Here is a 24,606-nt window from a genome sequence, read left to right as displayed (position 1 = left end):
CCCTGGGGCAGGACGCGATGTCACCGTGCGCACAGAGTAGAGGGAACAGGTCCGATTATATCCGGAGTGGGGGCAATTGGACATCTGTGTTCCGCCTGGGTCCGCGCTCCGGACGGCTTTACGATCACTTCGTGGTCGTCTTCCATCTCGAACGCACGGCACCGCTCTCCCCGGCGGAGGCCTGGCGTCGGCTCACGGAGTGGTCCCGGCACGGCGACGCGGTGCCGCTGACCCGGATCGATGTGCTCACTCCCCCGCCCACGCACGAGGGCACGGTGTTCGTGGCCCGTTCGGGGCTGGGCCCGCTGTCCGTCGCCGACCGGATGGAGATCACCGTCTGGCGCCCGCCGGCGGACGGCGAGCCGGGCCTGTGCCGGCTGGAGAAGCGCGGCCGCCTGGTGCGCGGCTGGGCCGAGATCGACGTCCGGCCGGGTCCGGGCGGACGCGCGCGGGTGGTCTGGCTGGAGGATCTGCGCGTACGCCCCCTGCCGTCCTTCTGCGACCCGCTGCTGCGCGTGACGGCCCGCTGGACGTTCGGCAGGGCGGTCAACCGGCTGCTGCGCACGCCCTGACGGACGTACGCCACCGGACCGGGGCACCGAAGGGGGGTCAGGCCACCGAGTCGACGCGGTCCGCCGGGAGGGCGGTCGCGTCGTGGTGGATGGGGATGCGGGCGCCCGTGAGGGGGACGCCGCTGCCGCCGCGCCGGTGGGCGACGATCTCCGCGCCGATCGACAGGGCCGTCTCCTCCGGGGTGCGCGCGCCGAGGTCGAGGCCGATCGGGGAGCGCAGCCGGGCCAGCTCCAGCTCGCTCACGCCGACGGCGCGCAGCCGCTCGTTGCGGTCGAGGTGGGTGCGGCGGGAGCCCATCGCGCCGACGTAGGCGACGGGCAGGCGCAGGGCCAGGCGCAGCAGCGGGACGTCGAACTTGGCGTCGTGGGTCAGCACGCACAGGACGGTGCGCGCGTCGGTCCGGGTGCGCTCCAGATACCGGTGCGGCCACTCGACGACGATGTCGTCGGCCTCGGGGAAGCGCGCGCGGGTCGCGAAGACCGGGCGCGCGTCGCACACGGTGACGTGGTAGCCGAGGAACGCGCCGACCCGCACCAGCGCCGACGCGAAGTCGATCGCGCCGAACACGATCATCCGGGGCGGGGGGACGGACGACTCGACGAGGACGGTCAGCGGGGCGCCGCAGCGCGAGCCCTGTTCGCCGATCTCCAGGGTGCCGGTGCGGCCGGCGTCCAGGAAGGCGGCGGCCTCGGCGGCGACCGTACGGTCCAGCTCGGGGTGCGCGCCGAAGCCACCCTCGTAGGCCGGACCCCGCTCGGCACCCCACTGCCCCGTGCCCTCGGGTCGGACCAGCAGGGCCCGGCCCAGCAGCTCCGCCGGTCCGGACACGATCCGCGCCACGGCTGCCGCCGCCCCGCGCGCCGCCGCCGCGAGCGCCCCGGCGAGCACCGGCCGGGCGGGGTCGCCCGACCGGACCGGGGTGACGAGGATGTCGATGACGCCGCCGCAGGTCAGGCCGACGGCGAACGCGTCGTCGTCGCTGTAGCCGAAGCGCTCAAGGACGGTCTCCCCGTCCTCCAGGGCCTGCCGGCACAGCTCGTACACCGCGCCCTCCACACAACCGCCGGAGACCGAGCCGATCGCCGTGCCGTCGGCGTCGACCGCGAGGGCGGCGCCGGGCTGGCGAGGGGCGCTGCCGCCGACGGCCACCACGGTGGCCACGGCGAAGTCGCGTCCCTGCTCGACCCACCGGTGCAGCTCTTCGGCGATGTCCAGCATCTCTCGGTCTCCTCACGGAAGTCGTGTAAAGGGGGCGGCTAGTGCACGCCCATCCAGCTCTCAATGGGCTTCAGGGCGAAATACACGAAGAAGATCACCGTCAGGGCCCACATGAACGCCCCGATCTCCCGCGCCTTGCCCTGGGCGACCTTGATGGCGACGTACGAGATGACGCCCGCCGCGACGCCCGCCGTGATCGAGTACGTGAACGGCATGATCACGACCGTCAGGAACACCGGGATCGCCGTCGCGCGGTCCGCCCAGTCGACGTGCCGCGCGTTCATCATCATCATCGCGCCGATCACGACCAGGGCCGCCGCTGCCACCTCGCCCGGCACGATCGCCGTCAGCGGGGTGAAGAACAGGCACGCCGCGAAGAACAGGCCGGTGACGACGGAGGACAGGCCGGTTCGGGCGCCCTCGCCCACTCCCGTCGCCGACTCCACGAACACCGTCTGGCCCGAGGCTCCCGCCAGGCCGCCGATCGCGCCGCCGGCGCCGTCGATGAACAGCGCCTTCGACAGGCCCGGCATCCGGCCCTGCTCGTCGGCCAGCTCGGCCTCCGTACCGACGCCGATGATCGTCGCCATCGCGTCGAAGAAGCCCGCCAGGACCAGGGTGAACACGATCATGCCGACCGTCATCGCGCCGACCTCGCCCCAGCCGCCGAACTCGACGTCGCCGAAGATCGAGAAGTCCGGCATCGAGACCGCGCTGCCGTGGAGTTCGGGGGCGCCGCCGGCCCACTGCCCGGGGTCGACGACGTCGAGCGCGTTGAGCACGACGGCCAGGACGGTGCCGCCGACGATGCCGATCAGGATGGCGCCGGGGACGCCGCGCGCCTGGAGCATGAAGATGGCGAGCAGCGTGGCGGCGAACAACAGGATCGGCCAGCCCGCGAGTTCGCCCGTCGGGCCCAGCGTCACCGGGGTCGCCTTGCCCTGGTGCACGAAGCCGGCCTTGTAGAAGCCGATGAGGGCGACGAACAGGCCGATGCCCATGGTGATGGCGTGCTTGAGGGCCAGCGGGATGGCGTTCATGATCATCTCGCGCAGGCCGGTGACGACCAGCAGCATGATGACGACGCCGTACATCACACACATGCCCATGGCCTGCGGCCAGGTCATCTGCGGCGCGACCTGCGAGGACAGGACGCCGGAGACGGAGAGGCCGGCGGCGAGCGCGAGCGGTACCTTGCCGAAGAAGCCCATCAGCAGCGTGGTGAAGGCCGCCGCGAACGCCGTCGCGGTGATCAGGGCCTTCTGGCCGAGCGTGTCCCCCGCCACGTCCTTTCCGGACAGGATCAGGGGGTTGAGCAGCAGGATGTACGCCATCGCCATGAAGGTGGTGACGCCACCGCGCACCTCACGGGCGACCGTGGATCCGCGCTGGGATATGTGGAAGTACCGGTCGAGCCAGGACCGTCCGGCCGGGACGCGGGAGCCTTCACCCGCGTCGTCGGCAACGGTCGTCGGCTCAAGTGACTGCTGGGTCATGTGGGCCTACTCCCAAGGTTCAAAGGGGCACCCGCGAACTACGGTGAGCGGTGCGGGATTTGGGAAGGTGCTGCGGCCGCACGACCCGGGGGACGGCCCGAGACGAACGAACGGGATACTCCGGGCGGCACGTCGAAGTGTGACGTTCCCGTGCCGCCCGGAGAGATATGACTACGCCGTGCCCGTGAGGTGCTCCGGGCGTACCGGCGTCCTGTTCAGCTCCAGGCCCGTCGCGTTGCGGATCGCCGCGAGGACAGCGGGAGTCGAGGACAGGGTGGGGGCCTCGCCGACGCCGCGCAGCCCGTACGGGGCGTGCTCGTCGGCGAGTTCGAGCACGTCGACGGGGATGATCGGCGTGTCGAGGATCGTGGGAAGGAGGTAGTCCGTGAAGGACGGGTTCCTGACCTTCGCGGTCACGGGATCGACGATGATCTCCTCCATCACCGCGATGCCCATGCCCTGGAGGGTGCCGCCCTGGATCTGGCCGAGGACGGACAGCGGGTTGAGGGCCTTGCCGACATCCTGGGCGCAGGCCAGCTCGACCACCTTGACCAGGCCGAGTTCGGTGTCGACCTCGACGACGGCGCGGTGCGCGGCGAAGGAGTACTGGACGTGGCCGTTGCCCTGGCCGGTGCGCAGGTCGAAGGGCTCGGTCGGCCGGTGCCGCCACTCCTCCTCGATCTCGACGACCTCGTCCTCCAGGACGTCCGCCAGGTCGGCGAGGACCTCGCCGCCGTCGGTGACGACCTTGCCGCCCTCCAGGAGGAGTTCGGCGGTGGCCCAGGCCGGGTGGTACGTACCGAACTTGCGGCGGCCGATCTCCAGGACCCGCTCGCGGACCAGCTCGCAGGCGTTCTTCACGGCGCCGCCGGTGACGTACGTCTGACGCGAGGCGGACGTCGAACCGGCGCTGCCCACCTGGGTGTCCGCCGGGTGGATGGTCACCTGCGCGACGCCCAGCTCGGTGCGGGCGATCTGCGCGTGGACGGTGACGCCGCCCTGGCCGACCTCCGCCATCGCGGTGTGGACGGTGGCGACGGGCTCGCCGCCGACGACCTCCATGCGCACCTTGGCGGTGGAGTAGTCGTCGAAGCCCTCGGAGAAGCCGACGTTCTTGATGCCGACCGCGTAGCCCACACCGCGTACGACGCCCTCGCCGTGGGTGGTGTTGGACAGACCGCCGGGCAGCTGCCGTACGTCGGCGCCCTCGCTGGACTCCCACTGGCGCTCGGGCGGCAGGGGCATCGCCTTGACGCGGCGCAGGAGTTCGGCGACCGGCGCCGGGGAGTCGACCGGCTGCCCGGTCGGCATGATCGTGCCCTGCTCCATCGCGTTGAGCCGGCGGAACTCCACCCGGTCCATGCCGAGCCGGTCGGCGACCTTGTCCATCTGCGCCTCGTAGGCGAAGCACGCCTGGACCGCGCCGAAGCCGCGCATCGCGCCGCAGGGCGGGTTGTTGGTGTAGAGGGCGATGGCCTCGATCTCGACGTCGTCGACGACGTACGGGCCGATGCCGAGGGAGGAGGCGTTGCCGACGACGGCCGGGGAGGCCGAGGCGTAGGCGCCGCCGTCGAGCACGATCCGGCACTTGACGTGGGTGAGCTTGCCCTCGCGCGTGGCGCCGTGCTCGTAGTACAGCCGCGCCGGGTGGCGGTGGACGTGGCCGAAGAAGGACTCGAAGCGGTTGTAGACGATCTTGACGGGCTTGCCGGTGCGCAGCGCGAGCAGGCAGGCGTGGATCTGCATGGACAGGTCCTCGCGGCCGCCGAACGCGCCGCCGACGCCGGCCAGCGTCATGCGCACCTTCTCCTCGGGCAGGCCGAGGACGGGCGCGATCTGGCGCAGGTCGGAGTGGAGCCACTGGGTGGCGATGTAGAGGTGGACGCCGCCGTCCTCCTCGGGCACCGCGAGACCGGACTCGGGCCCGAGGAAGGCCTGGTCCTGCATGCCGAAGTAGTACTCGCCCCGGACGATGACGTCGGCCTTCTTCGCGGCCTCGTTGGCGTCGCCCCGGACGATCGGCTGGCGGTGGACGATGTTCGGGTGCGGGACGTGCCCGATGTGGTGGTCGGTGCGGTTCTCGTGCACGAGGATCGCGTCCGGCGCGGTCGCGGAGGCCTCGTCGGTGATGACGGGCAGCTCGCGGTACTCCACCTTGATCTTGGCGGCGGCGCGGCGGGCGGTCTCCGGGTGGTCGGCGGCGACGATGGCGACGGGCTCGCCGTGGTGGCGCACCTTGCCGTGCGCCAGGACCGGGGTGTCCTGGATCTCCAGGCCGTAGTTCTTCACATCGGTCGGCAGATCGTCGTACGTCATGACGGCGTAGACGCCGGGGGTCTTCAGTGCCTCGCTCGTGTCGATCGAGACGATCTCGGCGTGGGCGACGGGGGAGCGCAGGATCTGGCCCCAGAGCATGTCCTCGTGCCACATGTCGGACGAGTACGCGAACTCGCCGGTGACCTTGAGGGTGCCGTCCGGGCGGAGCGTGGACTCGCCGATGCCGCCCTTGGTCGGGGAGCCTTGCGTGATCTTCGTAGGAGCGCCGTTGGCGGGCATGCTCAGACCCCCTCTGACTGCCGGGCGGCCGCCAGGCGGACCGCGTCCATGATCTTCTCGTAGCCCGTGCAGCGGCACAGGTTGCCCGACAGGGCCTCGCGGATGTCCGCGTCGGTCGGGTTGGGGTTGCGCTCCAGCATCTCGTCGGCGGCGACCAGCAGACCCGGGGTGCAGAAGCCGCACTGGACGGCGCCGGCGTCGATGAACGCCTGCTGGATCGGGGCGAGTTCGGCGCCCTCACCGGTCTGGGAGTCCTGGCCCTTGGCGGCCCACTGCTTCGCCTCGTCGAGCGAGGTCCCGCAAGTGGAGCCACAGGCACGCTGCTTGGCGAAGTCGGCGAGACCCTCGACGGTCACCACGTCACGGCCTTCCACCTGGCCCGCCGCGACCAGACACGCACACACCGGCACACCGTCCAGGCGGACCGTGCAGGAACCGCACTCGCCCTGCTCGCAGGCGTTCTTGGAACCCGGCAGCCCGAGTCGCTCCCTGAGCACGTACAGCAGGGACTCGCCCTCCCAGACGTCGTCGGCCTCCTGCGGACGGCCATTGACCGTGAAATTGACGCGCATTACGCGACTCCCTCCGTGTGAGCGGCGGTGCCGCGGTACGACTCCCAGGTCCAGGTCAGCGTGCGGCGCGCCATGACGCCCACCGCGTGGCGGCGGTAGCTCGCGGTGCCCCGGACGTCGTCGATCGGGTTGCAGGCGGCGGCGCACAGGTCCGCGAACTGCTTGGCGACCGAGGGGGTGATGATCTTTCCGTTGTCCCAGAAGCCGCCCTCGTCGAGCGCCGCGTTCAGGAACTCCTCGGCGGCCTTGGCCCGGATGGGCGTAGGAGCGGCCGAGCCGATCCCCGTACGGACGGTCCGTGTCCGCGGGTGCAGGGCGAGGCCGAAGGCGCACACGGCGATGACCATGGCGTTGCGGGTGCCGACCTTGGAGTACTGCTGCGGGCCGTCGGCCTTCTTGATGTGGACGGCGCGGATCAGCTCGTCGGGCGCGAGGGCGTTGCGCTTCACGCCGGTGTAGAACGCGTCGATGGGGATGCGGCGGGAGCCGCGCACCGACTCCACCTCGACCTCGGCGCCGGCCGCCAGCAGGGCGGGGTGGGCGTCGCCGGCCGGCGAGGCGGTGCCGAGATTGCCTCCGACGCCGCCGCGGTTGCGGATCTGCGGGGAGGCGACGGTGTGCGAGGCCAGGGCCAGGGCGGGCAGCTCGGCCCGCAGGTTCTCCATGATCCTCGTGTAGGGGACGGAGGCACCGAGCCGCACACTGTCCTCGCCGACCTCCCACTCGTAGAGGTCACCGACGCGGTTGAGGTCGAGGAGGTACTCGGGCCGCCGGTGGTCGAAGTTGATCTCGACCATCACATCGGTGCCACCCGCAATCGGCACAGCGGTGGGGTGCTCGGCCTTCGCGGCGAGCGCCTCCTCCCAGCTGGCGGGGCGAAGGAAGTCCATGACCGGCTCTCTTCTTCATCATCGGGGGTCGTACGGATCGAGCCAGATCAGGTGCGGCGGGCCCGGCTCGTTCATGTGCTGTTCACGCGGAGTGGGGTCAGTACACAGCGCCTTACTGCGACCGGGTCAGTCACGGAAACCATGAAGGAGTTGGCTGGCCAGGCCGGGCATCTTGTAGATTCGTATGAACGGAGGTCATCAGTAACCTCCTGGTTTTCCTGTGGAAACGTAGGAAACACCCAGGCCATCGACGAGTGCGGCTCGCGACGGCCCCGAGCGGCTGCCGAGGACCCCCGCGCCCGGGACTCCTCCCGGCGGAGCCCTCATGATTCATCGTAGATTTCGAGACAAGGAACGGCGGCGACAAGAATGCGGCTGCGCGCACTGCTGGACACGGACGCGCTGGGCCTGCGGCTGCTCGGTGGCGAGGACGAGCTGGACCGCACCGTGCGCGGTGTGATGACGACGGATCTGCGGGATCCCAGCCGCTATCTCTCCGGCGGCGAGCTGGTGCTCACCGGTCTGGCGTGGCGCCGGGACGCCGACGACTCCGAGCCGTTCGTACGGATCCTGACGCAGGCCGGGGTGGCCGCGCTGGCGGCCGGCGAGGCCGAGCTCGGGGACGTCCCCGAGGACCTCGTCGTGGCCTGCGCCCGGCACCGGCTGCCGCTGTTCGCCGTGCACGAGTCGGTGGCGTTCGCGACCATCACCGAGCACGTGGTGCGGCAGGTCAGCGGCGAGCGCGCCGGGGACCTGGCGGCCGTGGTGGACCGGCACCGGCGGATGATGACCTCGGGCCCGGCGGGCGGCGGCCCGGACGTCGTACTGGACCTGCTCGGCTCCGACCTGGACCTGCGCGCCTGGGTGCTCTCCCCCACCGGCCGGCTGATCGCGGGCTCCGAGCTCGCCGCCGGCGGGCTGCCCGCCGACGTGTGCGCGAAGCTGGCGGCCGAGCATCTGGCGGCGGTGCGCACCGGCCGCCGGGGCCCCTACCGGGTGACGGTCGGCCCGGCGACGTACTCGCTGTTCCCGGTCCGTGGCAGCGGCCGCTCCCCGCAGGGCGGGCGGGACGTGCGGGAGAGCGTGCTGTCGGACTGGCTGCTGGCCGTGGAGGCGGACGCCGGGGACTGGGCGGACGAGCGGCTCGACCTGCTGCAGGGCGTCACCCAGCTGATCGCGGTCGAGCGCGACCGCCGGGACGCGGCCCGCACGGTCCGCCGCCGCCTCGCCCAGGAGGTCCTGGAGCTGGTGCAGACGGGCGCGGCGCCCGCCGAGATCGCCGCCCGGCTGCGGGTGGCGGCCCCGGTGCTGCTGCCCGGCCTGGGCGCGGCCCCGCACTGGCAGGTGGTCGTGGCCCGGGTGGAGTGGGACGGCGGGGAGGTGGAGACCGGCGCGGTGGCGCAGTCGCTGCTGGAGGAGATCCTCGTCGACCCGCTGGCGACCGGCCCGGAGCCGTCCGACCGGATCGCCGTCGCCCACACGGGTGACGAGGCGATCGCCCTGGTTCCGCTTCCGGCGATGGCGGCCGAGCAGGACGGCTCCGAGACCGGCGTCCTCGCCGACGCCCTCCTGGCGTCGGTGCGCGACCCTCTGTCGGCCGGGCTGGACGACGACGGCCGCCTCACCCTGGGCGTGAGCGCGGCGGTGCACTCGGCGGAGGGCCTGCGCGGCGCGCTGGAGGAGGCCCGGCACGCCCGCCGGGTCGCGGCGGCGCGACCGGGCCGGGTCTGCGCGGCGGGCCACCAGGAACTCGCCTCGCACGTCCTGCTGCTGCCCTTCGTCCCCGACGACGTCCGCCGCGCCTTCACGGCCCGGCTCCTCGACCCGCTGCGCGACTACGACCGCCGGCACCGGGCCGAGCTGATCCCCACGCTGGAGGCGTTCCTCGACTGCGACGGCTCCTGGACGCGCTGCGCCTCCCGGCTCCACCTGCACGTCAACACGCTGCGCTACCGGGTGGGCCGCATCGAGCAGTTGACGAGCCGGGACCTGTCGCGCCTGGAGGACAAGCTGGACTTCTTCCTGGCGCTGCGCATGAGCTGAAACCTGTGACCCGCGGGACTCCCCCGACTTTGTGAATTCTTTCACCCATCCTCTTGGCTGCACCGGTCCATCCGTGCTGAGATGCGGCCACCACTCAAGAGCTCGATGGCGTGCTAATGGGGAGGGCAAGTGGCGCAGACCGCCATGTCTGGTGAGGGAACTACCGATGGTGACGATCCGCTCCAGACCGCGGTGTGGCGGCTGCGCTCGCGGGCCTGCTGGGCCGACGCGGCCGCCCTGCTGCCGGCCGACACCGCGCCCGGCTCGCTGCAACGGGCCGCGCTGCTGGTCGAACGGTGTCTGTACACCGAGCGGGGCTGGGAGGACGCGGAGGACGCGCTGCGTACGGCGGAGGCGCTCGCGCACACCGACGACGAGCGCGGCGCCGCCGCCTGCGAACGGGGCCAACTCGCCTACGCCGCCACGCTGCACGGTGTCCGCGACCGCGCCGACGAGGCCCGCGCCGCGCTCGGCCGGGCGGCGGCGCTGATCCCTCCGGGGGCGGCGGGCCGGGCGCTGCTGGACTTCCGCCGGGGGCTGCTGGCGGAGAACCTGGCACGCTCCCCGCAGGCGGCGCGGGCGGCGTACCGCAGGGCGCACGCGGCCGCCACGGCGCACTCCGACGCGCTGCTGCTGTCCTTCACCTGGCGCCATCTCGCGGGACTGGCCCTGCGGGACGGCGAGTTGGCGGAGGCCCGGCACGGCTTCGCCGAATCCCTGCGCATCCGCGAGGAGTTGGGCTACCTGGTGGGCACGGCCCCGGCGCTGGTGTCCCTGGCGGACGCGGAGACGGAACCGGAGGCGTCCCGCCTGCGGGAGGAGGCGAGGAGACTCTTCCGGCTGCTCGGGGGCGTACCGACCTGGCTGGCCCGACAGTTGGCGGGACCGGAGGCGGCGACGGCGTAGCGCGGCGGACACCCGCGGGGGCACCCGCGGGAGGCGTGCTGCTCAGCCGAAGTGCCCCCGCACCAGCATCTGTACGGCGTCCAGGTCCCGTGCGGCGAGGGCGTCCAGCAGGGCCATGTGGTCGGCCGCGTCGGCGATGAGCCGGGCGGACGAAGGGCCCTGGGTCCGGCGGTGCAGGTCCTCGGCGAGCCGGACCAGCTGCTCGTTGCCCGCGAGAGCGAGCACCGCCCGGTGGAAGGCGCGGTCGGACTCGGCGTACGTCGCCCGGCACCCGGAGGCCGCCGCCCGCACGGTCGCCTCGGCGAGCGGCCGCAGTTCGGCCCACCGCTCGGCCGGCACCGTGCGCGCGAGCCGCAGCACCATCGGCACCTCGATGAGCGACCGCACCTCGGCGAGCTCCGCGAGCTCGCGCGCCCCGCGCTCGACGATCCGGAAGCCCCGGTTGGGCACGACCTCGACGGCGCCTTCGAGGGCCAGCTGCTGCATGGCCTCCCGCACAGGCGTCGCCGAGACCCCGAAGCGCTCCCCGAGGACCGGCGCCGAGTACACCTCGCCGGGCGTCAGCTCGCCGGAGTCCAGGGCCCTGCGCAGGGCGTCGAGGATCTGTCCGCGCACCGAGGACCGCTGCACCAGGGGCCGGGGCCGCGGGATCGGCGCCTCGCCGTGCGTGTGCTCGCCCCGGGCGGCGGGGAGGCCGCCGGGCGGCTCGGGCGTCCGCCGCTCCCGGCCGACGTCCGCCGCGCGCGGCTGCGCCGGCACCCGCGCCCCGGCCGTCGTCTCGCCGGAGCCGTGCGTGCCCTGTTTCACGGGGTCCTCCTCTGGCTCCGGGCTTGTCGGTACTTGGGGTCATTACGGCCGGTTGTTACTCGTCCGTCAAGCACCTTAGGCGCACCGGGCGAGAGTTCAAATCCACCCAGGGGACAGGTAAGGTAAGGCTTACCTTCAATCGCTGCCGAAACGGCCGCGCGACGACTGACGGAAACGGTGGCCCCGGCATGCCTGTGACGGACGCGTACGCCCGCCTCGCGGAGGCCTTCCCCCGCCTGACCGTACGAACGCTCGCACACGGCGAACCGGCTCCCCGGGGCGGCGGCTGGGTCGCCGCCACCGCGCTCGCGGAGGGCGGCCCCGCGCTCGACGCCTTCCTCTCCTGGGACGACGTCCAGGTGCTGCGCGACTACGGGCAGCAGGCCCGCCCCGACGTCATAGCGAGCTTCGGCCTGCACCGCTACGCCTGGCCGGCCTGCCTGCTGATCACCGTCCCGTGGTTCCTGCACCGCCGGGTCCCCCGCTACCCCGTGACCCACGTCTCCTACGACCGCACCGGCGACGGTATGCGCCTGGCGGTCCGGCCGCCCGCGTCCTTCGCGTGCCTGCCCGACGATCCGGCGGCCGCGCTGCCCGGCGCCCGGGTGGTCGCGGACGAGGAGGCGCTGCGCGCGGAGGTGCGCGCCGCGGTCGCCGAGCACCACGAGCCGCTCCTCGCCGGCTTCGGCCCGCGCATGCGGCGCGGCGGGCGGGCCCTGTGGGGCATGGTGACCGACGAGGTCGTCGAGGGCCTGTGGTACGTCGCCCATCTGCTCGGCGAGCAGGACCGCGCCCGGCACGAGCTGGAGCTGCTGCTGCCCGGCGCCACCCGGCCCTACGTCGGATCGGCGGCGTTCCGCGAGCTGACCGGCCCGAACGGCGAGTCGCTGGCCACCCGGGACCGGGCGAGCTGTTGCATGTTCTACACCGTGCGCCCCCAGGACACCTGCGCCACCTGCCCGCGCACCTGCGACGCCGACCGGGTCGCCAAACTCGTGGCGGCCGCCGCGGGTTGAGGCCCCCTCAGACGCGTCACCCGGGCGCGGGCGGAGCCCTCCCGTCCCGTATGATCGACGCCGACGAGGCCGCCGTAGGTTACGGGTGGTTCACAACTTCCTCACCTGTCGCGGGAACTTTCCGTGGAACCACCCGTACGGGTAGTCTTATTCGAACTCAACTCCCGCCCCTCAAGCGGCAGTTCGAGCAGAACGTCGCCCTGGGCATTCCCTTGCACTTCCTTGGCGGCCTCTTGCCCCGAAACCCCCTGAGGGCTGCTGGGAGTGGGCCACTATGGCGGGCGTTACGCCCTATCCCAATGCAAGGGACCCCAGATGAGACTGACCGACATATCGCTGAACTGGCTGCTTCCGGGCGCCGTACTGCTCCTGGGCATGCTGGCGGCGGTGGCGGTGCTCGCGCGCAGCAAGCGATCCGGGGAGCACGCCAAGACCGAGGATTCCTGGGAGCGCAGCGAGGAGCGCCGTCGGCGCAAGGAGGCCATATACGGCACCGCCTCCTATGTGCTGCTCTTCTGCTGTGCGGCCGTCGCGGCCGCGCTCTCCTTCCACGGTCTGGTGGGCTTCGGCGAGCAGAACCTGGGCCTCACCGACGGCTGGCAGTACCTGGTGCCGTTCGGCCTGGACGGAGCGGCCATGTTCTGCTCCGTGCTCGCGGTGCGCGAGGCCAGCCACGGTGACGCGGCCCTCGGCTCCCGGATACTCGTATGGGCCTTCGCGGGCGCCGCGGCCTGGTTCAACTGGGTGCACGCGCCGCGCGGCCTCGGCCACGACGGCGCCCCGCAGTTCTTCTCCGGCATGTCGCTGTCGGCGGCCGTACTGTTCGACCGCGCGCTGAAGCAGACCCGCCGGGCCGCGCTGCGCGAGCAGGGCCTGGTGCCGCGTCCCCTTCCGCAGATCCGCATCGTGCGCTGGCTGCGGGCCCCCCGCGAGACCTACCGCGCCTGGTCGCTCATGCTCCTGGAGGGTGTGCGCAGCCTGGACGAGGCCGTCGAGGAGGTGCGCGAGGACAAGCGCCAGAAGGAGGAGAACCGACTGCGCCGCCGCGACCAGCAGCGCGTGGAGCGGGCTCAGCTGAAGGCGCTCAGCCGGGGCCACCGCGGCCTGATCGGCCGGGGCGGACGCGAGCTGGAGATGCCCGTCGAGCGAGGCGGCGAGCGCGTCACCGCGGAGCCTGCCATATCCGCGGCGGAGCAGCTGCCCGTACGCGCCCGTCCCTCGTTGCAGCCCGTCCGCAGCGGTTCTGACCCGATCACCGTCGACCTCACCGCGGAGGACGACACCATGGCCCTGCCGCGCCTCGACTCCCTGGAGCGCAAGCTCAAGGACCTGGAGCAGCAGTTCGGCTGAGACCGGGGGCACGACCTCGGACATACGACGGGACGGGGTGCGGCGAAGAGCCGCACCCCGTCCCGTTTTCCGTCAGGCCGCGTCCGTGCCCAGTTCGAACCACACCGCCTTGCCGACGGCGTGCGAGCACACCCCCCACGCGTCGGCGAGGGACTCCACGAGAAGCAGGCCCCGGCCGTGCGTGCCGTCGTCGGCGTCCGGCACGCGCACCCGGGGCCTCGCGGCCACGAAGTCCCTGACCTCCACCCGCAGGCCGGAGGGTCCCACGGTCGCGGTCAGGACCGCGTCGTGGTCGGTGTGGACGAGCGCGTTGGTGACGAGCTCGCTGGTGAGCAGCTCCGCGATGTCGGAGCGTCCCGGCCTCCCCCAGTGCCGGAGGAGTTCGCGCATCTCCCGCCGGGCCTCGGGCACCGCCCGCAGGTCCGACCGCCCCAGTCTGCGCCGCAGTCGGTGTGACTGCGGCCGCCCCGGAGCGCTGTCGGTCGTCTCCTGTTCCGTCCCCCGGTCCGCCGAGGTACCCGCGATCGTCATGGGACCGCTGCCTCGTGCCTGCCTCTTCATGACCCCCGCCCGCGCGCCGATGTCGGTTCCCCTCCTGCTCGAACACGTACACGGGGATCCTTGCCCCCCTGGGCACCGGCCCAGTCCTGCCGCATCCCCGACGGCCGCCCCTTCGGCCACGCCCAGGTACCCGGATACCGACCGGGCCGTTCCTGGCGGCCGAACTCCGTTAAGAATTGGGGCTGTTGATCCCGAACATCGGGCCACCACACCCCTGCCCCGCCGGACCCGCCCACGACCCGCCCCCCGAATTTGGCCGAAACGCGATCCCGCCGACGGGCCTCGAACGCGTCACGGGGCCGCGCCGCCTAAGGCCGGGGCACGTTGCGGAGGTTGGAGCGGGCGAGCTGGAGCATGCGGCCGACGCCGCCGTCCAGCACGATCTTCGAGGCGGACAGCGCGAAGCCGGTGACCATCTCCCTGCTGATCTTCGGGGGGATGGACAGGGCGTTGGGGTCGGTGACGACATCGACGAGGGCGGGGCCCTTGTGCCGGAAGGCGTCCTTGAGGGCGCCGGCGAGCTGCTTCGGCTTCTCCACCCGGATGCCGTGGGCGCCGCAGGCGCGGGCGACGGCGGCGAAGTCGGGGTTCCTGTTCGTGGTGCCGTACGAGGGCAGTCCGGCGACCAGCATCTCCAACTCCACCATGCCGAGCGAGGAGTTGTTGAACAGAACGACCTTCACGGGGAGGTCGTACTGCACCAGCGTCAGGAAGTCGCCCATCAGCATGGAGAATCCGCCGTCGCCGGACATCGACACGACCTGCCGGCGACGATCGGTGAACTGGGCGCCGATGGCCATCGGCAGCGCGTTCGCCATCGAGCCGTGGGAGAAGGACCCGATGACGCGACGGCGACCGTTGGGGGTGATGTACCGGGCGGCCCACACATTGCACATCCCGGTGTCCACGGTGAACACGGCGTCGTCGGCGGCGAGTTCGTCGAGCACGGACGCCACGTACTCGGGGTGGATCGGCACATGCTTGTCCACCCTGCGGGTGTACGCCCGCACCACTCCCTCCAGCGCGTCGGCGTGCTTCTTCAGCATCCGGTCGAGGAAGCGCCGGTCGGTCTTCTCCCGCACGCGCGGGACGAGACAGCGCAGCGTCTCCCGGACGTCGCCCCACACCGCCAGGTCCACCTTCGCACGGCGGCCCAGCACTTCGGGGCGCACATCGATCTGCGCGATCCTCACGTCGTCGGGCAGGAAGGCGTTGTACGGGAAGTCGGTGCCGAGCAGGATCAGCAGGTCGCACTCGTGGGTGGCCTCGTAGGCGGCGCCGTAGCCGAGGAGTCCGCTCATGCCGACGTCGTAGGGGTTGTCGTACTGGATGAACTCCTTGCCGCGCAGGGCGTGTCCCACCGGGGACTTGACCTTCTGCGCGAACTCCATGACCTCCGCGTGCGCGCCGGCCGTGCCGCTGCCGCAGAACAGGGTGACCCGCTCGGCCCCGTCGATCAGCTCGACGAGCCGGTCGAGTTCGGCGTCGCCGGGGCGGACGGTGGGCCGGGCCGTGACCAGGGCGGTCTCGGCGGCCTTCTCGGGCGCGGGCTCGGCGGCGATGTCGCCGGGCAGGGCGACGACGCTGACGCCGGACCGCCCGACGGCGTGCTGGATGGCGGTCTGGAGCAGTCTCGGCATCTGCCGGGGGCTGGAGATCAGCTCGCTGTAGTGGCTGCACTCGCGGAACAGCTGGTCGGGGTGGGTCTCCTGGAAGTAGCCGAGGCCGATCTCGCTGGAGGGGATGTGGGAGGCGAGGGCGAGCACCGGGGCCATGGAGCGGTGGGCGTCGTAGAGGCCGTTGATGAGGTGCAGGTTGCCGGGGCCGCAGGAGCCCGCGCACGCCGCGAGCCTCCCGGTGATCTGTGCCTCGGCGCCGGCGGCGAACGCGGCGGTCTCCTCGTGGCGGACCTGGATCCAGTCGATCGCGGAGTTGCGGCGCACGGCGTCCACGACGGGGTTGAGGCTGTCCCCGACGACGCCGTAGAGGCGTTTCACCCCCGCCTCGACAAGGATGTCCGTGAACTGTTCGGCGACGGTCCGCTTGGCCATGGCTCGATGCACCCCTCAGGTCGCTTGGGTCCATCAATCCACAGGTGGCGCGTTCACGCCTCCCACACGGCGGCGGCCGTACGGTCGTCGGCGTACCCCTTCACCCGCACCTGGGTGTCCGCGAGGAACGCGGCGAGGCCGGGCGGGGCGGGCGGCGACCACCGATCCGTGAGGTGGGCAGACAGCTCGGGTTCCCCGCGCAGAGGGTCGGCGAGTCCGGCGGTGCACATCAGGAGCGTGTCACCCGGACGGGCTACGGAGGCGCGGAAGCGGAAGGGTTCGGGGCGGGGGCCCGGCGACGGGTCGTAGGGGTCCGGCGGGGTGATCCGGTCGCCCTCGGGCGGCCGGGCCGGCGGCGAGCCGAATCCGACGACCGGGCCGCCGGCGATCTCCCCGGGCGCGGGCTCGATGTCCTGCCAGATGCCGTCCCGCAGGCGGAACAGTCCGCCCGGACCGACGCCGAAGAAGACGCGGGTGCGGCAGTCCGGGTCGGCGGGCAGCAGCAGACAGCGCAGGGTGGCCGCGTACTCCCCGGGTTCCAGGCCCTGTTCGGCGGCGCTGGCGCGCAGTCGGCCGAGGCTGCGGTCGGTGAGGCGGTGCAGGCCCGACTTCAGGTCGCCGCGCCGGGCCGCGCGGATGTCCTCGGCCAGCCGCGCGTGACTGCGGCCGACGGCCCGGGCGATCCACGCGCACACCTCGGCGGCCGCGCGATGGGCGCCCGGCGTGGCGCGGGCGCCGGTGGCCATGGCGACGAGGACGAGGGCGTGCTCGCCACTGCCGAAGCGGGCGGTGAGCAGGGAGTCGCGGCGCGGCTCGCCCCGGTAGCGCGCGGAGTCCCCGCGCACGGAGACCGCCCGCAGCGTGCAGGCCCCGTACCGGGCGCCGTCCAGCACGGTGTCGGGGACGAGATCGTCGAGATCCTCCGGATCGGCGAGGGGCAGAGCGGTGGGCTCGCCCTCGTAGGTGGGCGGCCCGGATCCGACGTAGTCCTTGTACGCGGGGGTGGGTGTGGGGGCGGGGCCGAGATAGGCCGCCTCGTCGTCGGCGGGCGGGGACGCGGAGGGCGAGGGCAGGGAGTCGGGTGCGGTGCGGGCGGAGGGGATGACGGGGGTGGCGGGGATTTCCGGGGTGGCGGAGGCCGGGTGGGGTGGCGCCGGGTCGGACGGGACGGGCGGCGCTGGGGGCGCGGGGAGGGGCGGATGGCGGTCGGGGGAGCCGGGTGAGCCGGGCGAGCCGGGTGAGCCAGGTGAGTCGGGCGCGCCGGGTGACGGGGTCTCGGCGGAGGCACGGGCACCAGTGGCGGCGGAGGTGGGGCTTTGCGGGGCTTCCGGGCTCTCCGGCCGGTACGGGGATTGCGGGGCTTCCGGGGTCCCCGCGCCGTACAGGGGCGGCGCCTCCGGGCTCCCCGGACCGTACGGGGATCGCGGCGCCTCCGGGCTCCCCTGCCCGTACGAGGATCGCGGCGCCCCCGGGCTGCTCCCCGGCCCTCCTCGCCCCTCGGGTGGCCGGCCCGGTCGTTCCGCGAAGCCCGGTGGCAAGGGGCCGGGTGGGACGGCGCCGGGTCCAGGGGGCGTGTCAGCGGGGGCCTCCCCGCGTTCCCCGGGCTCCCTCGGCTCCTCCCAGGTGTCCCAGCGGTCGGCCCCCGCCGGTGCCGCGGGCCGGTCCGCGCTCACCGTGCCCACCACGGAGGCGAACCGGTCGTCGAGGGAGTCCGGCGCTGCCGTGGGGCCCGTGTCCTCGGTGGAGTCGTCGTACAACTGGCCCCACCAGTCGTCCTCGTGACCGGTGGGCCTTCCCCCCTGCTGGCTCATGCCCCTGATTGTCCACCGCACGGGCCGGAAGAAAACGGGGCATCAGGAAAAACCGGCCCGCCACCCCGCGCCGAACCCACACCCCGGGGGACATCTCGAACGCGAGTGCGATGAGCGTCGCCGGACGGCTCCACCCCCCACGGGAGAGCCGCCCGGCGACGTCGGGTGATCCGGGCGCCGATCCCCTGGGCGCCCCTGCGCGTCGGCGCACCCGGATCACGTTCGGGAAGATCCGCGGTGACGGATGATCACGGTCACCGCCGTGGCCACACCTTGGCAGAGTGAGCGGTGCTACGGCGATGATGTGCCGAGGCGGGTTTACGCCGTGGCCGGTTCCCGCCAGCCACGCGCGCCCAAGCCCCGTCCGCGCAGGTCGTTCGGGTCGCGCGGGTTCGTACGGAGGAAGCGGTCAGGTCAGGGAGGGACGGCCCCGGATGCTGGGAGCGATCGGGCTCGACGAGACGCACGAGGCGGCCTACCGGGCGCTGGTGTCGGTGGGCGCCGCCGATGTCCCCGATCTCGCGCGCCGACTGGCGCTGGGCGAGGCCGACACCGAGCGTGCGCTGCGCCGCCTGGAGGGCCAGGGCCTGGCCGCGCAGTCGTCGGGGCGGCCGGGCCGCTGGGTGGCCGCTCCCCCGGCGGTCGCGCTGGCGGCGCTCCTCACCCAGCAGCGCCATGAGCTGGAGCGGGCGGAGCTGGCGGCCGCCCTGCTCGCCCAGGAGTACCGGGCCTCGGCCGCCGAACCGTCGGTGCACGACCTCGTCGAGGTGGTCACGGGCGCGTCGGCGGTCGCGCAGCGCTTCCTGCAGATCCAGCTCGGCGCCACCGAGGAGGTGTGCGCCCTGGTCACCGGGACCCCGGTCGCGGTGACCGGCATGGAGAACGACGCGGAGGAGCGCGCCGCCGAGCGCGGGGTGCGCTACCGGGTGGTGATCGAGCGGGCGGTCCTCGACCAGCCGCACGGCATCACCGAAGTGACGGCCGCGCTCGGCCGGGACGAGCGGGTGCGCGTGGTGGACGAGGTGCCGACGAAGCTGGTGGTGGCCGACGGCTCGCTCGCCCTGGTGCCACTGACCGGCCGCGGCACCGAGCCGGCCGCGCTGGTGGTGCACGCCAGCGGGCTGCTGGAGCTGCTGTCGGGTCTGTTCGAGTCGGTGTGGCGGCAGGCGCTGCCGCTGCGCCTGGGCGTGGAGGGGGTGTCGGAGCAGGGCCCGGACGGCCCCGACGCCGCCGATCTGGAGATCCTGTCGCTGCTGCTGGCCGGGCTGACCGACGCGAGCGTGGCCAAACAGCTCGACCTGGGCCTGCGGACCGTGCAGCGCCGGGTGAAGCGGCTGATGGAGCTGACCGGGGTGACGACCCGGCTGCAATTGGGCTGGCACGCGTACGAGCGGGGTTGGGTGGCGCGCGAGCCCTGAGCCGCCCTTCTTGACCTGCGGGTCCCCGAACGCTCCGGCACTCTGGGCAGATGGGAGCGTGGGAACTCCTGCTGGTGGGCCTGGTCATCCTCTTCGGCCTGTGCGGAGTGCTGGTGCCCGGGGTGCCGGGGTCGTGGCTGGTGTGGTCCGCGGTCCTGTGGTGGGCGCTGAAGGATCCGCGGCCGGTCGCCTGGGCGGTGCTGGTGAGCGCCACGGTCGCGCTGTTCCTGTCCCAGGTGGTCCGCTGGGCGCTGCCGCCGCGCCGGCTCCGCGCGGGCGGTGCCACGCCCCGCATGGCGGTGTACGCCGGGGTCGGGGCGCTGCTCGGCTTCGTACTGCTGCCCGTGGTGGGCGCCATCCCCGGTTTCATGGCGGGCGTCTATCTGTGCGAGCGTCTGCGCCTGGGCCGCCATGGCGAGGCCCGAGCGGCCCTGCGCACGGTGATGCGCTCCGGCGGCTCCAGCGTCCTGGCTGAACTCTTCACCTGCCTGCTGATCGCGGGGGCGTGGCTGGGCGCGGTGCTGTGGGGGTGAGGGCGGGGCTACGGATCTACGGACCTACCGATCTACGGGGCTACGGGGCTACGGGGCTACGGCGTAGGCCCGGGGGCCTAGGGCGATGAACCGATGTGTCCAGGACGGGCCGGTGGTTGGCTGGTGCCATGGCGGAATGGGTGGAATTCAGCGCGGCGGAGCGGGCGTATCTGACGGGGCAGCGGCTGGGGCGGATGGCGACCGTCGATCAGCGGGGGCAGCCGCAGGCGAATCCGGTGGGGTTCCGGCTGCGGGACGACGGCACGATCCTCATCGGCGGATACGCGATGGGCACGACGAAGAAGTGGCGCAATCTGCGGACGAACCCGAAGGTCGCGCTGGTCGTGGACGACATCGTGAGCGTGCGGCCGTGGCGGGTGCGCGGGGTGGACATCCGCGGCGAGGCCGAGCTCCTGGTCGGCCCGCACGACCTCGGCCCGCACTTCAGCGAGGAGGTCATCCGCATCCACCCGGCACGCGTCCACAGCTGGGGCCTGGAGGAGAGCTAGCGGACACCCTCCAGGGTGAGCAGGCTGAGCTTGCGGTCCAGGCCGCCCGCGTAGCCGGTGAGGGAGCCGTCGGCGCCGATCACCCGGTGGCAGGGGCGGACGATCAGCAGCGGGTTGGCGCCGATCGCCCCGCCGACGGCCCGTACGGCGGCCCGGGAGGCGCCGACGCGCGCCGCGATCTCGCCGTACGTCGTGGTCGCGCCGTACGGCACGTCGTCCAGGGCGTCCCAGACGCGCTCCCGGAAGGCCGTGCCGGCGGGGCGCAGCGGCAGGCGGAACTCCTTCAGCTCGGCGGCGAAATAGGCGCCGAGCTGGTCGGCGGCATCCCGGAAGGGCCCGGGATCGTGCCGCCACCCGTCCTGAACGGCCCGTCCGCCCTTCTGCCCGGGCAGGGAGAGGGAGGTCAGGGCGCCGTCGGGGTCGGCGGTCAGCAGGAGGGGGCCGAGCGGGCTGTCCACGCTCGTGAAGTACGTCGTCCCGGTCATCGTCGCTCCAGTGTGTCAGGCGTGTCGGGGGTGTCGGGGTCGTCGGGGGTGCCGCTGCCGGCCGCCCGCAGGTGGTGCAGGGCGTAGGTGCGCCAGGGGCGCCAGCTGTCGGGGAGGTCCGCGCCCGGTGGCTCCACGTCGGGGTCGCCGAGGGCGCGGGCCCGGATCGCGGCGGCGGTGCGGGCGTCCAGGCCGGGCAGGGCGAGCAGCGCCCGTTCGGCGTCGTCGCGGTCGGCGCCGGGGTCCAGGCGTACGGTGCCGTCGGCGAGGGCGGCGGCCAGCGCGCCCAGGGGGCCGTCGGGTTCCGCCTCGGCGAGGACCGCCGGTTCGGGGAAGAGGTGGGTGAGGGTGCCGCAGGGCGCGTCGAGGGCCTTGCCGTAGGCGTTCACCAGGCGTTCGGCCTCCGTCCGGCCGACGAGGGCCCGTACGGCGTACTCCTCGGCGTCGGCGGTGCCGGGCGCCCGTAGCCCGGGCCGGGCGGCGACGAGCGGGGCGAGCCGGGGGTCGGCGCCGAGGCGCTCGTCCACGGCGTAGGGGTCGGCGTCGAGGTCGAAGAGGCGCCGCAGCCGCTGGACGGCGGTGGTGAGGTCGCGGTGGTCGGTGAGGTGCAGCCGGGCGTCGAGCCAGGCTCCCGGGTGGGTCGCCGACCCGGTGGGGGCGGCGCCGGAGCGCTCGTGGACGGCGGCGACGCCGGTGCCGTACGGCAGCCGGAGCGTGCGCCGGTACGTGCGCCGTCCGGTCCGGCCGCTCACGTCCTCGACGCCGGTGACGGCCTCGCGCTCCAGCAGATCGAACACGGCGGCCGCGTGGTACGGGCCGCGGTGGGCGAGGCGGAGCGGGATCCCGGCGGCCGGGGTGGCCGTACGGCGTGCCGGGTGGCCGGCGGCGCGCAGGGCGGTCGGGGTGGCGGCGTAGACGGCGCGGATCGTGTCGTTGAACTGCCGGACGCTGGCGAAGCCGGACGCGAAGGCGATCTCGGTGATCGGCAGGTCGGTGGTCTGGAGCAGGACCCGTGCGGTGTGCGCGCGCTGGGCGCGGGCGAGGGCGACGGGGCCGGCGCCGAGTTCGGCGGTGAGCTGCCGCTGGACCTGGCGGGCGCTGTAGCCGAGGCGGTCCGCGAGACCGGCGACGCCCTCGCGGTCGACAACGCCGTCGCCGATGAGCCGCATGGCGCGGCCTACGACATCGGCGCGGACGTTCCACTCGGCCGAGCCGGGCACGGCGTCGGGCCGGCACCGCCGGCAGGCCCGGAAACCGGAGCCCTGCGCGGCGGCGGCGGTCGCGAAGAACCGGACATTGCGCCGCTTCGGCGTCACGGCGGGGCAGCTGGGCCGGCAGTAGATGCCGGTGGTCTCGACGGCGAAGAAGAACGCGCCGTCGAACCGCGCGTCCCGGCTGCGGACCGCTTCGTACCTGGTGTCTTCGTCCATCACGTGGTCCAGTCTCCGCCGGGGGCGGGACGGCCGCTGGCGGAAAACGGACATGGCGATGACGGTGGCGGCGGCGGTCGTGGTGGTGGCGGTTGTGAAAGCCCACGGAGCGCCGCCGGACGGGCGCGGGTGTGGCCGCCCGTCCGGCGGGTGAGGGGGCGTCCTACCGCTGGTGGCCGCGCTTCGCCTCCATCGCGGCCCGCCCGATCTGCCCCTTGCGCTTCCAGTCCTTGCGGAGCTCCGCCCGCATCCGGGCGTCCGTCTTGGCGACGATCCACTGGTTCTCGCGCTTCAGCTTGCGATAGCTCTCCAGCCGGCGCTGCGGCAGCGTGCCCTCCTCGATCGCGGCCAGCACCGCGCACCCGGGCTCGGCCTCGTGCGCGCAGTCGTGGAAGCGGCATCCCTCGGCGAGTTCCTCGATCTCGGCGAAGACCTGCCCGACGCCGCTCTCGGCGTCCCACAGGCCGACGCCCCTGAGGCCGGGGGTGTCGATGAGGACCCCGCCGCCCGGGAGGGCGAGCAGATTGCGCGTGGTGGTGGTGTGGCGGCCCTTGCCGTCGACGTCACGGATCGCCTGGACCTCCATCACCTCCGTCCCGAGCAGCGCGTTCGCCAGCGTGGACTTTCCGGCGCCGGACTGTCCGAGCAGCACGGAGGTGCCGCCGCCGACGACCGCGGTGAGGACGTCGAGCCCGTCCCCGGTGAGCGCGCTGACGGTCAGCACCGGCACGCCGGGCGCCGTCGTCTCCACGTCCTGGACGAGATACGACAGCGTCACCGCGTCGGGCACGACGTCGGCCTTGGTGAGCACGACGACGGGCTGTGCCCCGGACTCCCAGGCGAGGGCGAGGAAGCGCTCGATGCGGCCGAGGTCGAGCTCCGCGGCCAGGGACACGGCGACGATCGCGTGGTCGACGTTGGCCGCGAGGATCTGCCCCTCGGACCTCTTGGAGGAGGTGGAGCGCACGAACGCGGTACGGCGCGGCAGATACGTCCGTACGTAGCGAGGGTTGCCGCCGGGCTCGACGGCGACCCAGTCGCCGGTGCACACGACCCGCAGGGGATCGTGCGGGGTGACGAAGGCGGTGTCGGCGCGGACGACGCCGTCCGCGAGGGCGACGTCGCACTGGCCGCGGTCCACGCGGATCACGCGGCCGGGCAGCAGGCCTTCGGCGAGGTGGGGGGCGAACGCGTCCGCCCATGCGTCGTCCCAGCCGTAGGCGACGAGCGCGGAGAAAGCAGAGGGGTAAGTCGAGGGGGAAGTCAACGGGTGACCCTTCACAAGGGTGGCCCCGGCACGGTGTGAGGTGGTCAGCCGGCGGCCACGGAGGTGGAGTGGACGATCTTCTGGATGCGGGCAGCGCCCATCGCAAAGACAGCCATCGGTCACACCTCCTGTTCCTCGCTGGACCTCAAGTCGCTCTGACCTCAAGTCGTTGTGGGTCTCACCCTAGAAGACGTCCTCGCCCGGACGCCAACCCTTTTTTCGCCGCGTCCCTTTGGCCCGCCCCGGTTCACTCGGCCGTCTTGCGTGCCAACGCGTTGTTCCCGATGGAGTTGTGCACGCTGAAGCTCACCGCGTCGGAGCGATAGCGGTCGTCGGACCACTCCACCGGCCGGCCCTCGCGGGTGGTGGTCACCCGGCGGACGCGCAGCAGGGGGCTGGTGCGGCGGATGCCCAGCAGTTCGGCGTCCCGGGCGCCGGCCGCGACCGCGTCGATGACGTGCTCGCCGTAGGCGAAGACCAACCCCGTCTCGTCGTACAGGCGTTGGGTGACGGACGGGCAGTCCGGCTCGATGGCCTCCACGGCCGGGGTGATCCAGTCGGCGTAGACGGTCCGTTCGAGCAGCACCGGTTCGCCGTCGAGTCCGCGGACCCGCAGCACGTGCAACACGGGTGTGCCCTCGCGCAGTTGGAGGCGCACCGCGTCCTCCTGGGTGGCGGGGCGGCGCTCCTGGGCGACCACCCGGCCGGTCGCCTCGCGGCCCATGGCGCGCGCCCACTGGGCGAAGCTGCGCAGTTCGGCGAAGCTCTGGCTGCGCCGGCTGGCCAGCACCACGCGGCGGGCGCCCTGGCGGGAGCCGATGAGCCCCTCGGCGGTGAGGGCCGCGACGGCCTGGCGGACCGTGCCGCGCGAGACGCCGTACCGCGCCGCGAGGTCGGTCTCCGCGGGCAGCAGAGCGCCCACGGTGTACTCCTCGCGGTCGATCGCCCGCCGCAGTGCGTCGGCGATCTCCTCGTGTCGCGCCGCCATGCGTTCCCTCCGAATCGGCCGCTGTGCACAGCGTGACCAGCCTAATGGACATCCGTCACCGACCGGTGCCGACCGGGATTGTGCAGGGAATCGGGGGTCGGCGTTTCGCCGGAGTTCATGAACGGG

Annotated in this window: 21 protein-coding genes; 8 read left to right on the top strand and 13 right to left on the bottom strand. The window is 73.1% G+C overall.

Going from position 1 to position 24,606, the window contains the following annotated elements:
- Positions 1 to 131: 131 nt before the first annotated feature.
- Positions 132 to 572 carry an SRPBCC family protein gene (locus ACZ5NW_RS01720; RefSeq protein WP_468741698.1) on the top strand — a complete coding sequence of 147 codons (441 nt, stop codon included), beginning with the start codon at positions 132 to 134 and terminating at the stop codon, positions 570 to 572.
- 37 nt (positions 573 to 609) lie between these two features.
- On the opposite strand, the gene ACZ5NW_RS01715 is transcribed toward ACZ5NW_RS01720, so the two are convergent.
- The 5 genes from ACZ5NW_RS01715 to ACZ5NW_RS01695 all read right to left on the bottom strand — a co-directional run bounded on the left by ACZ5NW_RS01715 (position 610) and on the right by ACZ5NW_RS01695 (position 7,305).
- Positions 610 to 1,791 carry an XdhC family protein gene (locus ACZ5NW_RS01715; RefSeq protein ID WP_468741697.1) on the bottom strand — a complete coding sequence of 394 codons (1,182 nt, stop codon included), beginning with the start codon at positions 1,789 to 1,791 and terminating at the stop codon, positions 610 to 612.
- Between the two features lie 38 nt (positions 1,792 to 1,829).
- A complete protein-coding gene (locus ACZ5NW_RS01710; RefSeq protein WP_468741696.1) occupies positions 1,830 to 3,287 on the bottom strand; it encodes an NCS2 family permease in 1,458 nt (485 codons plus the stop codon).
- 171 nt (positions 3,288 to 3,458) lie between these two features.
- A complete protein-coding gene (locus ACZ5NW_RS01705) occupies positions 3,459 to 5,843 on the bottom strand; it encodes a xanthine dehydrogenase family protein molybdopterin-binding subunit (protein WP_468741695.1) in 2,385 nt (794 codons plus the stop codon).
- Between the two features lie 2 nt (positions 5,844 to 5,845).
- Positions 5,846 to 6,415 carry a (2Fe-2S)-binding protein gene (locus ACZ5NW_RS01700; protein WP_468741694.1) on the bottom strand — a complete coding sequence of 190 codons (570 nt, stop codon included), beginning with the start codon at positions 6,413 to 6,415 and terminating at the stop codon, positions 5,846 to 5,848.
- Positions 6,415 to 7,305, bottom strand: coding sequence for an FAD binding domain-containing protein (locus tag ACZ5NW_RS01695; RefSeq protein WP_468741693.1), 891 nt, complete (start codon positions 7,303 to 7,305; stop codon positions 6,415 to 6,417). The genes ACZ5NW_RS01700 and ACZ5NW_RS01695 overlap by 1 nt, the downstream gene beginning before the upstream one ends.
- A 369-nt stretch (positions 7,306 to 7,674) precedes the next feature.
- Between ACZ5NW_RS01695 and ACZ5NW_RS01690 the strand changes: the two genes are divergently transcribed.
- Positions 7,675 to 9,348 (top strand): PucR family transcriptional regulator, encoded by a 1,674-nt coding sequence (locus ACZ5NW_RS01690; RefSeq protein WP_468741692.1) that lies wholly within the window; start codon positions 7,675 to 7,677, stop codon positions 9,346 to 9,348.
- 129 nt (positions 9,349 to 9,477) lie between these two features.
- Positions 9,478 to 10,254, top strand: a complete 777-nt coding sequence (locus tag ACZ5NW_RS01685; protein ID WP_468741691.1) for a hypothetical protein — start codon at positions 9,478 to 9,480, stop codon at positions 10,252 to 10,254.
- A 42-nt stretch (positions 10,255 to 10,296) separates the two neighbouring features.
- Here ACZ5NW_RS01685 and ACZ5NW_RS01680 read toward each other — a convergent pair whose 3' ends face one another.
- Positions 10,297 to 11,061, bottom strand: coding sequence for a GntR family transcriptional regulator (locus tag ACZ5NW_RS01680; protein WP_468741690.1), 765 nt, complete (start codon positions 11,059 to 11,061; stop codon positions 10,297 to 10,299).
- Between the two features lie 188 nt (positions 11,062 to 11,249).
- Between ACZ5NW_RS01680 and ACZ5NW_RS01675 the strand changes: the two genes are divergently transcribed.
- Positions 11,250 to 12,077, top strand: a complete 828-nt coding sequence (locus ACZ5NW_RS01675; RefSeq protein WP_468741689.1) for a (2Fe-2S)-binding protein — start codon at positions 11,250 to 11,252, stop codon at positions 12,075 to 12,077.
- A gap of 315 nt (positions 12,078 to 12,392) precedes the next feature.
- A complete protein-coding gene (locus ACZ5NW_RS01670) occupies positions 12,393 to 13,427 on the top strand; it encodes a DUF2637 domain-containing protein (protein WP_468741688.1) in 1,035 nt (344 codons plus the stop codon).
- 72 nt (positions 13,428 to 13,499) lie between these two features.
- Here ACZ5NW_RS01670 and ACZ5NW_RS01665 read toward each other — a convergent pair whose 3' ends face one another.
- From ACZ5NW_RS01665 to ACZ5NW_RS01655, 3 genes are all read right to left on the bottom strand, one after another.
- Positions 13,500 to 13,958 carry an ATP-binding protein gene (locus ACZ5NW_RS01665; protein ID WP_468741687.1) on the bottom strand — a complete coding sequence of 153 codons (459 nt, stop codon included), beginning with the start codon at positions 13,956 to 13,958 and terminating at the stop codon, positions 13,500 to 13,502.
- Positions 13,959 to 14,296: 338 nt separating this feature from the next.
- The gene (locus tag ACZ5NW_RS01660) at positions 14,297 to 16,039 is read right to left on the bottom strand and encodes a pyruvate dehydrogenase (protein ID WP_468741686.1); all 1,743 of its coding nucleotides are present in this window, start codon (positions 16,037 to 16,039) and stop codon (positions 14,297 to 14,299) included.
- A gap of 53 nt (positions 16,040 to 16,092) precedes the next feature.
- On the bottom strand, positions 16,093 to 17,850 hold the full coding sequence (locus ACZ5NW_RS01655) for a PP2C family serine/threonine-protein phosphatase (protein ID WP_468741685.1): 1,758 nt from the start codon (positions 17,848 to 17,850) through the stop codon (positions 16,093 to 16,095).
- A 434-nt stretch (positions 17,851 to 18,284) separates the two neighbouring features.
- Here ACZ5NW_RS01655 and ACZ5NW_RS01650 point away from each other — a divergent pair, with 434 nt between their 5' ends.
- From ACZ5NW_RS01650 to ACZ5NW_RS01640, 3 genes are all read left to right on the top strand, one after another.
- Positions 18,285 to 19,268, top strand: a complete 984-nt coding sequence (locus tag ACZ5NW_RS01650) for a helix-turn-helix domain-containing protein (RefSeq protein ID WP_468741684.1) — start codon at positions 18,285 to 18,287, stop codon at positions 19,266 to 19,268.
- Positions 19,269 to 19,318: 50 nt separating this feature from the next.
- Positions 19,319 to 19,801, top strand: a complete 483-nt coding sequence (locus ACZ5NW_RS01645; protein ID WP_468741683.1) for a DUF456 domain-containing protein — start codon at positions 19,319 to 19,321, stop codon at positions 19,799 to 19,801.
- Between the two features lie 128 nt (positions 19,802 to 19,929).
- Complete coding sequence (locus tag ACZ5NW_RS01640) at positions 19,930 to 20,310, top strand: PPOX class F420-dependent oxidoreductase (RefSeq protein ID WP_468741682.1); 381 nt, start codon at positions 19,930 to 19,932, stop codon at positions 20,308 to 20,310.
- On the opposite strand, the gene ACZ5NW_RS01635 is transcribed toward ACZ5NW_RS01640, so the two are convergent.
- The 4 genes from ACZ5NW_RS01635 to ACZ5NW_RS01620 all read right to left on the bottom strand — a co-directional run bounded on the left by ACZ5NW_RS01635 (position 20,307) and on the right by ACZ5NW_RS01620 (position 24,480).
- Complete coding sequence (locus tag ACZ5NW_RS01635; protein ID WP_468741681.1) at positions 20,307 to 20,795, bottom strand: methylated-DNA--[protein]-cysteine S-methyltransferase; 489 nt, start codon at positions 20,793 to 20,795, stop codon at positions 20,307 to 20,309. The genes ACZ5NW_RS01640 and ACZ5NW_RS01635 overlap by 4 nt on opposite strands.
- The gene (locus ACZ5NW_RS01630) at positions 20,792 to 22,225 is read right to left on the bottom strand and encodes an AlkA N-terminal domain-containing protein (protein WP_468742953.1); all 1,434 of its coding nucleotides are present in this window, start codon (positions 22,223 to 22,225) and stop codon (positions 20,792 to 20,794) included. Before ACZ5NW_RS01630 ends, ACZ5NW_RS01635 begins: the two co-directional genes overlap by 4 nt.
- 163 nt (positions 22,226 to 22,388) lie before the next feature.
- Complete coding sequence (gene rsgA / locus ACZ5NW_RS01625; protein WP_468741680.1) at positions 22,389 to 23,492, bottom strand: ribosome small subunit-dependent GTPase A; 1,104 nt, start codon at positions 23,490 to 23,492, stop codon at positions 22,389 to 22,391.
- Positions 23,493 to 23,739: 247 nt separating this feature from the next.
- The gene (locus tag ACZ5NW_RS01620; RefSeq protein ID WP_468741679.1) at positions 23,740 to 24,480 is read right to left on the bottom strand and encodes a GntR family transcriptional regulator; all 741 of its coding nucleotides are present in this window, start codon (positions 24,478 to 24,480) and stop codon (positions 23,740 to 23,742) included.
- Between the last annotated feature and the right edge of the window lie 126 nt (positions 24,481 to 24,606).

It is taken from the genome of Streptomyces sp. NPDC032126 (assembly GCF_055580085.1).
Note: the sequence above shows the minus strand (reverse complement) of the source record. Positions and strands in the feature narration are given on the sequence as shown.